We start from the raw sequence: 8,145 nt of genomic DNA on the forward strand, positions 1-8,145 counted from the left end.
GGGCCGTAGGGGCCGTAGGGGCCGTAGGGGCCGTAGGGGCCGTAGGGGCCGTAGGGGCCGTAGGGGCCGTAGGGGCCGTAGGGGCCGTAGGGGCCCGGTGGCCCTACAAGGGCCAGTGGTGCCACGGGGCGGCGCGTGTCGTGGGGCGGGTGAGCCGTCGGCGCCCACGCACAGGCCGGGCCGGGCCTGTGCCCCACGGGACGGAACGGCGCCGTGGCCGCCGCCCGCCGGGGGCAACCCCGTTGGCGTGCGGGGCCATGGTCCTCGCGGGCGCGACCACGAGCGGCGGGGGACGGAACTCGGCCAGGACGTGCGACCGCCCCGCCCGCGCACCGCGCGCCGACACGGCACGGAACCGGCCTCCCCTTCGGGCGGCCGCGACACGTTGTGCGGGGGTGGTGCTGCGCCGACACGGCACCACCCCCGCCACCGGCCCTCACGGGCCGTGTCCGCCGCTCGGGGCGGCGTGGGACAAGTTTCGGACAGCCGCAGGGAGAGCCGCCAGGGTTGCAGGGGGTTGCAAACTTGTCGCCGAGTGTGTCCGGACCGGTCCCCGTCGCACCCCGCGAGAGGGCAGTATGAGGAGGACGGACATCCGGGAGGATCTGTGGCACTTTCGCCGCTGGGCGCAACGACGTTCGCCGCCGGGGACACCGCGCGCACGGCGCGGATGCTGAACGAGATCCGCTCCGCCCGGCTCGCCGGCCGGGACGGACCGGCCCCGCCCCGCCCCGTGATCGAGCGGTCCTGGGAGCGGATGCTGCGCGGCGGGGTCGATCCCGACCACGACGTCCGGTCCGGGCTGCTCTCCCGCGAGGAGCTGGAGCGCAGACGGGAGACCTCGCCCCTGCGCCATGTGCTGCCCGTCCTGCGCGAGGGCCTGCTCTCGGTGGCCGACACCGCGCACCACATCATGGTCGTCGCCGACGACGAGGGCCGCGTGCTCTGGCGCGAGGGCAGCGCCAAGGTGCTGCGCAGGGCCGACGGCCTCGGCTTCGAGCTGGGCGCCGACTGGCGGGAGGACGTCGTCGGCACCAACGGCGTCGGCACCCCGGCCGTCACCCGGTGCCCCGTCCAGGTGTTCGCCGCCGAGCACTTCGTCCGCTCGCACACCACCTGGACCTGCGCCGGGGCGCCCGTCACCGACCCGCGCAACGGCCGGCTCCTCGGTGTCGTCGACATCAGCGGACCGCTGGAGACGATGCACCCCGCCACCCTCGCCTGGGTAGACACGGTGGCCAAGCTCGCCGAGGCCCGGCTGCGCGAGCGGCACGTGCGGTCCCTGGAGCGGCTTCGGGCCACGGCCGCCCCGGTGCTGGCGCGGCTCGACGGCCGCGCGGTGGTCGTCGACGCGGACGGCTGGACCGCGGCGATCACCGGGATGCCGTACACGGAGCGCGTGGCGCTACCCAGGTCCCCGGCTGCGGGCGCGCGGTGGCTGCCGACGCTGGGGGCGTGCACCCTGGAGCCGCTGGGCGACGGCTGGCTGCTGCGGACCGCCTCGGAGCCCGGCCCGCACGGCCCCGGCCGCATCGTGCTGGACCTCTCCCACCCGCGCCGCTGGTCGCTGCGGGTGCAGTGCGGGGCGGGCTCCTGGACCCGGGAACTCAGCCCCCGGCACGCGGAGTTGCTGTATCTCCTGGCCGTTCACCGGGACGGGCGGAGCGCGGCGGGGCTGGCCGGGGACCTCTTCGACGACCCGGCCCGCACGGTCACCGTGCGGGCGGAGATGTCCCGGGTGCGGCGCTATCTGGGGACGTACCTCGAACATCGGCCGTATCGTTTCTGCGATGACACGGAGGTCGAGGTGCGGCTCCCCGACGACCCCGGCGACCTCCTCCCCCACGCCGTCTCCCCCACCGTCCGCGCCCACCGCGCCACCCGCCGGACCGCCGAGGGACCGACGGAACCGGTGAGCACGGGAGGAACCGCGGGCGGGGCAGCGGCGACGCCCCCACCGGGCTCGGCCCACCCGGCGGGACCGGCCGGCGCCCCGAGCACCCCGAGCACCCCGAGCGCGGCGGGGACGGCGGGCGCGGCGGAGACCGCGGGCAGGGCGGGGACGGCGGGCGCGGCGGGGACGGCGACGCCCCCGGGCCTCCCGAACGCCCCGGACCCACCGAGCGCGGCCGGCGCCCCCGGCGATCCGCACCCGCCGAGCGCGGCCCGCGCCCCGGACACCCCCGGCCCCTCCGCCGCCCCGGGCCCGTCCCTCACCTCCGCCACACCCCCCTCACCCCACGCACTCCCCGCATCCCACCCGCCCGTTCTGTCCCCCGCGTCCCTTCCGTCCACCCCGCCGGCCGTCTGAACGAGGGGGGTTTCCCGCAATTGCGGCGTCGGCGTCCACCCGCGCACCCTTCTGCCGTACCATCCACTGCGGACCGCCCGGGGCGGCGCCCCGGCCAACGCGAGCACCGTCGGGCGCCGTTGACGGGGTGCCACTGGAGGTGCGATGAGACAGCGCGGCAGACACCGCCGACGCCGACGCGGCAGAGCCCTGCGCGCGGCCCTGACCGGGGCGGCCCTCGCCCTGACCGGTGCCGCCACGCTGATCAGCACTTCCCAGGCGGAGGTGGCCGACGCACCCGGTGGACTCAAACCGCTGAGCGCCGCCGACCGCACCCTCGACCTCCGGCTCACCGAACAGCCCGTGCCGGGGCACTGGCTCGACCGGCTCTCGTCCGCGATGGGCGGGCCGGTGGACGCCGACACCCTGCTCGGCTCCACCGACCGGGTGCTGCTCGGGGCCGACGACTGCTCCGCCGCCGACCGGGGCAACCTGCCGGTCAGCCCGTCGGCCACCCGGGTCTACTGCTGGGACGAGGACGGCACCCGGGGCTGGCTGCCCGGCGCGGTCACCACCTCCGGCGACGCCGGGGCGAAGGGCCGCTGGCGCGACCACCGGGTCCTGCTGGCCGCCTGGAGCCAGGACGACGGCGGCCCCCGGGGAGGCGCCGCCCGCGTCTCGTTCATCGACGCCGACGACCCGGCCCGGCTCACCTACACCTCCGCGCTGCTCGCCGTCCCGGTCGACGGCGGGCGGGACTACCGGGCGCTGTCCTCCCCGGTCAGCGGCATGGTCTGGTACGGCGACAAGCTGCTCGTCACCACCGGCAGCGGCGATCGCGACGCGCTGTACGTCTACGACGTGGACCGGGTCCAGCGCGCCACCACCGACGCGGACACCGTCGGCCGGGTGCCCGGTGGCTGGGCCGCGCACGGCCAGCGGTACGTGCTGCCGGCCGTCGCCACCTACCGGCTGCCCGACACCGCCGGGGCCGCGCGCCCCGCCGCGCTCGCGGTGGACCGGGGCACCGGCACCGGCACCCTGGTCGCGAGCGAGCGGGTGCCCGCGGACGCCGACCGTCCGACCCGGCTCTGGCGCTACCCGCTGAGCGCCGATCCGGACCGCGCCGGGCTCCCCGCCGCCGACCACGCCGGGCACGTCGACGCCGCCGAGGCGTACGAGACGGGCGCGGCCGACGTCGGGGGCATCCTGGCGCACCGCCCGGAGGGTGCCGAGCGCTCCGACTGGTACCTGGGCCGCGCGGCCGGGGAGCACGGCGGGCGCGGGATGCTCTGGCGGCAGGACACCGAGGGCGCGCGGACGGCGCGGTGCGGATCGGACCGGTCGCACCAGTGCTGGAGCGGGGAGGCCGGCTCGCTGGCGTACTGGGCGCAGACGGGCGAGGTCTGGTCCCAGTCGGGCCGGATGCTGTTCGCCCTGCCCCTGGCCGAGCTGGACCGGGCCCTCGACGACTGACGCCCCGGCGCCGGAGCGGGATCGTCCGGCGCCGGTCGACAGACCTCCGGGGCGGATGGTTTTCTGACCGCCATGACCAACATCGCCGTGACCACCTGGTCCCTGGAGCAGACCGCGCCGACGGACCTGCTGCCGGCCGCCGCCCCGGAGGGCGACGTCCGCGTCGTCCGCTCCGAGGTGCCCTCCCCCGAGTTCAGCCGCTTCCTGTACGCCTCCGTGGGCGCCGACATCCGGTGGACCGACCGCCTGGTGTGGAGTCACCCGCGCTGGCGCGAGCACCTGGAGCGCCCCGGCGTCGAGACCTGGGTGGCGCACGAGAGCGGCACCCCGGCCGGTTACGTGGAACTGGTGGCGGGCGACGACGGCGTCGTGGAGATCGAGTACTTCGGCCTGATCAACGCCTTCCGCGGCCGGGGCATCGGGGGCCACCTCCTCTCCTACGGGACCGCCCGCGCCTGGGACCTCGCGGACCGCTGGCCCGGGGTGGCCGGGACCAAGCGGGTCTGGCTGCACACCTGCAGCAAGGACGGCGAGTTCGCGATGGACAACTACCTGCGCAGGGGCTTCCGTCTGTTCGACACCAAGGTCGAAGAGGAACCGGAGGTTTCCACTCCGGGTCCATGGCCGGGGGCCTTCCCCTCCTGACCTGCACCGACACGTCCGTTTTCGGACGTGTGACGCATAGCACTGCTGTCTTACAGGGCGAGACATGGGCGTCCACATCGCGGATTAAGCTGGACTGGGTCCAGATCGCCGTGCGACGCTTCCGCCATGTTCGGAACTGGAATTGCCTTGGTGAGTCGGCGGCACGTCGACCTCGGCCGCATGTCCAGCGCCATCTGTCCGGCCTGCTGAGAGCACTCCCGAAGCGCCCAGCACCACCGGATTCCCTCGCATTTCGTCTCTTTCCCGCGCAACGACGCGCCCGTATGCCCATGCGCCGTGAGCGCAGGTCAGAGCCGCATTCCCGCCTGTCCCGAAGGACGTGTACCCCATGGCCGCCACTCCGCCGAAGCCTGCTGCCACGACTCCCCGCCGCAAGGTGAGCCGTCACCGCGGTGAAGGCCAGTGGGCCGCGGGGCACTTCACCCCGCTCAACGGCGTCGAGCAGTTCAAGAAGGACGACGACAGTCTCAATGTGCGGACACGCATTGAGACGATCTACTCCAAGCGGGGCTTCGACTCGATCGACCCGAACGATCTGCGCGGGCGTTTCCGCTGGTGGGGCCTGTACACCCAGCGCCGCCCCGGGATCGACGGCGGGCGCACCGGGCTGCTGGAGCCGGAGGAGCTGGAGGACGAGTTCTTCATGATGCGCGTCCGCGTCACCGGCGGACGGCTCACCACCGAACAGCTCCGCACCATCGGCGAGGTCTCCGAGACCTACGCCCGCGGCACCGCCGACATCACCGACCGGCAGAACATCCAGTTCCACTGGATCCGCATCGAGGACGTCCCGGCGGTCTGGGAGCGGCTGGAGGCCGTCGGCCTGTCCACCACCGAGGCGTGCGGCGACTGCCCGCGCGGCATGCTCGGCTCGCCGGTCGCGGGAGTGGCCGAGGACGAGATCATCGACGGTTCCGCCGCGCTGGACGAGATCGCCCGCCGCTACATCGGCAACCCGGCCTTCTCCAACCTGCCGCGCAAGTACAAGACCGCCGTCTCCGGTTCGCCGCTCCTCGACGTGGCGCACGAGATCAACGACATCGCCTTCGTCGGCGTGGTCCACCCCGAGCACGGCCCGGGCTTCGACCTGTGGGTCGGCGGCGGGCTGTCGACCAACCCCAAGTTCGGTGTGCGGCTGGGTGCTTGGGTGCCCGAGCCCGAGGTGCCGGACGTCTGGGAGGGCGTCACCTCGATCTTCCGCGACCACGGCTACCGCCGGCTGCGCAACCGCGCGCGGCTGAAGTTCCTCGTCTCGGACTGGGGCGCGGAGAAGTTCCGCCAGGTCCTGGAGGACGACTACCTCGGCCGCAGGCTCATCGACGGCCCGGCGCCCGAGATGCCCGCCCAGCAGTGGCGCGACCACATCGGCGTGCACCGGCAGAAGGACGGCCGCTTCTACGTCGGCTTCGCCCCGCGCGTCGGCCGCATGGACGGCTCCCTGCTGACCAAGGTCGCGGAGCTGGCCGAGGAGCACGGCTCGGGCCGCGTCTCCACCACCGTCGAGCAGAAGATGATCATCCTGGACGTGCCGGGCGACCGGGTCGACTCCCTGGTCGAGGGTCTGGAGTCGCTCGACCTGCGGGTCACCCCCTCGTCCTTCCGGCGCGGCACGATGGCCTGCACCGGCATCCAGTTCTGCAAGCTCGCCATCGGCGAGACCAAGCAGCGCGGCAGCGACCTGATCGACGAACTGGAGCGCCGCCTCCCGGAGTTCGACGAGCCGCTCACCATCAACATCAACGGCTGCCCGAACGCCTGCGCCCGCATCCAGACCGGCGACATCGGCCTCAAGGGCCAGCTCATGACCGACGCCGAGGGCAACCAGGTCGGCGGCTACCAGGTGCACCTGGGCGGCGCCCTCGGCCTGGAGCCGTCCTTCGGCCGCAAGGTGCGCGGTCTCAAGGTCACCTCCGACGACCTGCCCGACTACATCGAGCGCGTCCTCAAGCGGTACCTCGCCGAGCGCGAGGACGGCGAGCGCTTCGCCACCTGGACCGCCCGCGCCTCGGAGGATTCCCTGTCGTGAGCGAGCGTGCCGCCCCCTTCTACTGCCCCTACTGCGGCGAGGAGGACCTGCGTCCCGGCGAGGAGGGCCGCGGGGCCTGGGAATGCGCGGGCTGCGGCCGCGCCTTCCAGCTGAAGTTCCTCGGGCTGCTCGCCCAGGGACTCCGGTCCGACTCCACGGGAGGGGAAGAGATATGACGGTCATTCAGGACGGGACCGACGCCGCGGAACTTCGGGCACTGGCCGAGCGGGCGGGCCGGGATCTGGAGGACGCCGACGCGCTGGACATCCTGAGGTGGGCCGCCGACACCTTCGGCAGCCGCTTCTGCGTCACCTCCTCCATGGAGGACGCCGTCGTCGCCCACCTCGCCTCCCGGGTCCTGCCCGGCGTGGACGTCGTGTTCCTGGACACCGGCTACCACTTCCCCGAGACCATCGGCACCCGCGACGCCGTCGAGGCCGTGATGGACGTCAACGTCATCACCCTCACCCCGCGCCGGACCGTCGCCGAGCAGGACGCCGAGTACGGGCCGAAGCTGCACGACCGCGACCCCGACCTGTGCTGCGCGCTGCGCAAGGTCAAGCCGCTGGAGGAGGGACTGGAGGGGTACCGGGCCTGGGCCACCGGCCTGCGCCGCGACGAGTCCCCCACCCGGGCGGGCACCCCGGTGGTCGGCTGGGACGAGAAGCGCCGCAAGGTGAAGATCGCGCCCATCGCCCGCTGGTCCCAGCAGGACGTGGAGGCGTACGTGGCCGAGCACGGGGTCCTCACCAACCCCCTGCTGATGGACGGTTACGCCTCCGTCGGCTGCGCCCCCTGCACCCGCCGGGTGCTGGAGGGCGAGGACGCCCGGTCCGGCCGCTGGTCGGGCCGCTCCAAGACCGAGTGCGGACTGCACGGCTGACCATGACGACCACCGAGACCCAGGAGAAGAACGTGACGACCGGAGCCACCGTCTGGCTCACGGGTCTGCCGAGCGCCGGCAAGACCACCATCGCGCACGAGCTGGCCGCCCGGCTCCGCGGGGAGGGCCACCGCGTCGAGGTGCTCGACGGCGACGAGATCCGTGAATTCCTGTCCGCGGGGCTCGGGTTCAGCCGCGAGGACCGGCACACCAACGTGCAGCGCATCGGCTTCGTCGCCGAACTGCTCGCGAGCCACGGTGTGCTGACGCTGGTACCGGTGATCGCGCCCTACGCGGACAGCCGGGACGCCGTCCGCAAGCGGCACGAGGCCAACGGCACCGCGTACCTCCAGGTGCACGTCGCCACCCCGCTCGACGTGTGCTCCGTACGCGATGTGAAGGGCCTGTACGCCAAGCAGGCCGCCGGTGAACTGACCGGCCTCACCGGGGTCGACGACCCCTACGAGGAGCCCGTCTCGCCGGATCTGCGCATCGAGTCGCAGCACCAGACCGTCCAGGAGTCAGCCGCGGCGGTCCACGCCCTGCTCAGCGAAAGGGGACTGGCATGACGACGACCGTCGCCGCGGTCAAGGGGGGCGAGGGCGGTACGGACAGCCCGTACGGTCTCTCCCACCTGGACGCGCTGGAGTCCGAGGCGGTGCACATCTTCCGTGAGGTGGCGGGTGAGTTCGAGCGGCCGGTGATCCTCTTCTCCGGCGGCAAGGACTCGATCCTGATGCTGCACCTCGCGCTGAAGGCGTTCGCCCCCGCCCCGGTCCCCTTCTCCCTGCTCCACGTCGACAC

The 8,145-nt window shown here is 73.8% G+C and carries 8 protein-coding genes and 1 pseudogene; all 9 read left to right on the top strand.

Annotated elements, in window-relative coordinates; genetic code table 11:
- Nucleotides 1–607: 607 nt before the first annotated feature.
- A pseudogene (locus ACZ7LB_RS31755) lies at nt 608–1,882 on the top strand (GAF domain-containing protein); the annotation flags it as partial.
- Between the two features lie 573 nt (nt 1,883–2,455).
- Nucleotides 2,456–3,766 (top strand): hypothetical protein, encoded by a 1,311-nt coding sequence (locus ACZ7LB_RS31760; RefSeq protein WP_471473137.1) that lies wholly within the window; start codon nt 2,456–2,458, stop codon nt 3,764–3,766.
- A gap of 72 nt (nt 3,767–3,838) precedes the next feature.
- The gene (locus ACZ7LB_RS31765; protein WP_471473139.1) at nt 3,839–4,411 is read left to right on the top strand and encodes a GNAT family N-acetyltransferase; all 573 of its coding nucleotides are present in this window, start codon (nt 3,839–3,841) and stop codon (nt 4,409–4,411) included.
- Between the two features lie 126 nt (nt 4,412–4,537).
- On the top strand, nt 4,538–4,621 hold the full coding sequence (locus tag ACZ7LB_RS31770) for a putative leader peptide (RefSeq protein WP_356135130.1): 84 nt from the start codon (nt 4,538–4,540) through the stop codon (nt 4,619–4,621).
- Nucleotides 4,622–4,760: 139 nt separating this feature from the next.
- On the top strand, nt 4,761–6,458 hold the full coding sequence (locus tag ACZ7LB_RS31775) for a nitrite/sulfite reductase (protein WP_471473141.1): 1,698 nt from the start codon (nt 4,761–4,763) through the stop codon (nt 6,456–6,458).
- Nucleotides 6,455–6,634: a hypothetical protein gene (locus tag ACZ7LB_RS31780; RefSeq protein WP_265296182.1), complete on the top strand. Its 180-nt coding sequence runs from the start codon at nt 6,455–6,457 to the stop codon at nt 6,632–6,634. The genes ACZ7LB_RS31775 and ACZ7LB_RS31780 overlap by 4 nt, the downstream gene beginning before the upstream one ends.
- Nucleotides 6,631–7,341, top strand: coding sequence for a phosphoadenylyl-sulfate reductase (locus ACZ7LB_RS31785; protein WP_471473143.1), 711 nt, complete (start codon nt 6,631–6,633; stop codon nt 7,339–7,341). Before ACZ7LB_RS31780 ends, ACZ7LB_RS31785 begins: the two co-directional genes overlap by 4 nt.
- 2 nt (nt 7,342–7,343) lie before the next feature.
- On the top strand, nt 7,344–7,910 hold the full coding sequence (gene cysC, locus ACZ7LB_RS31790; protein ID WP_471473145.1) for an adenylyl-sulfate kinase: 567 nt from the start codon (nt 7,344–7,346) through the stop codon (nt 7,908–7,910).
- On the top strand, nt 7,907–8,145 hold a 239-nt coding region (locus ACZ7LB_RS31795; protein ID WP_471473147.1), incomplete at its 3' end, for a phosphoadenosine phosphosulfate reductase domain-containing protein. The genes cysC and ACZ7LB_RS31795, both read left to right, overlap by 4 nt.

The organism is Streptomyces sp. NPDC107521 (assembly GCF_055598485.1).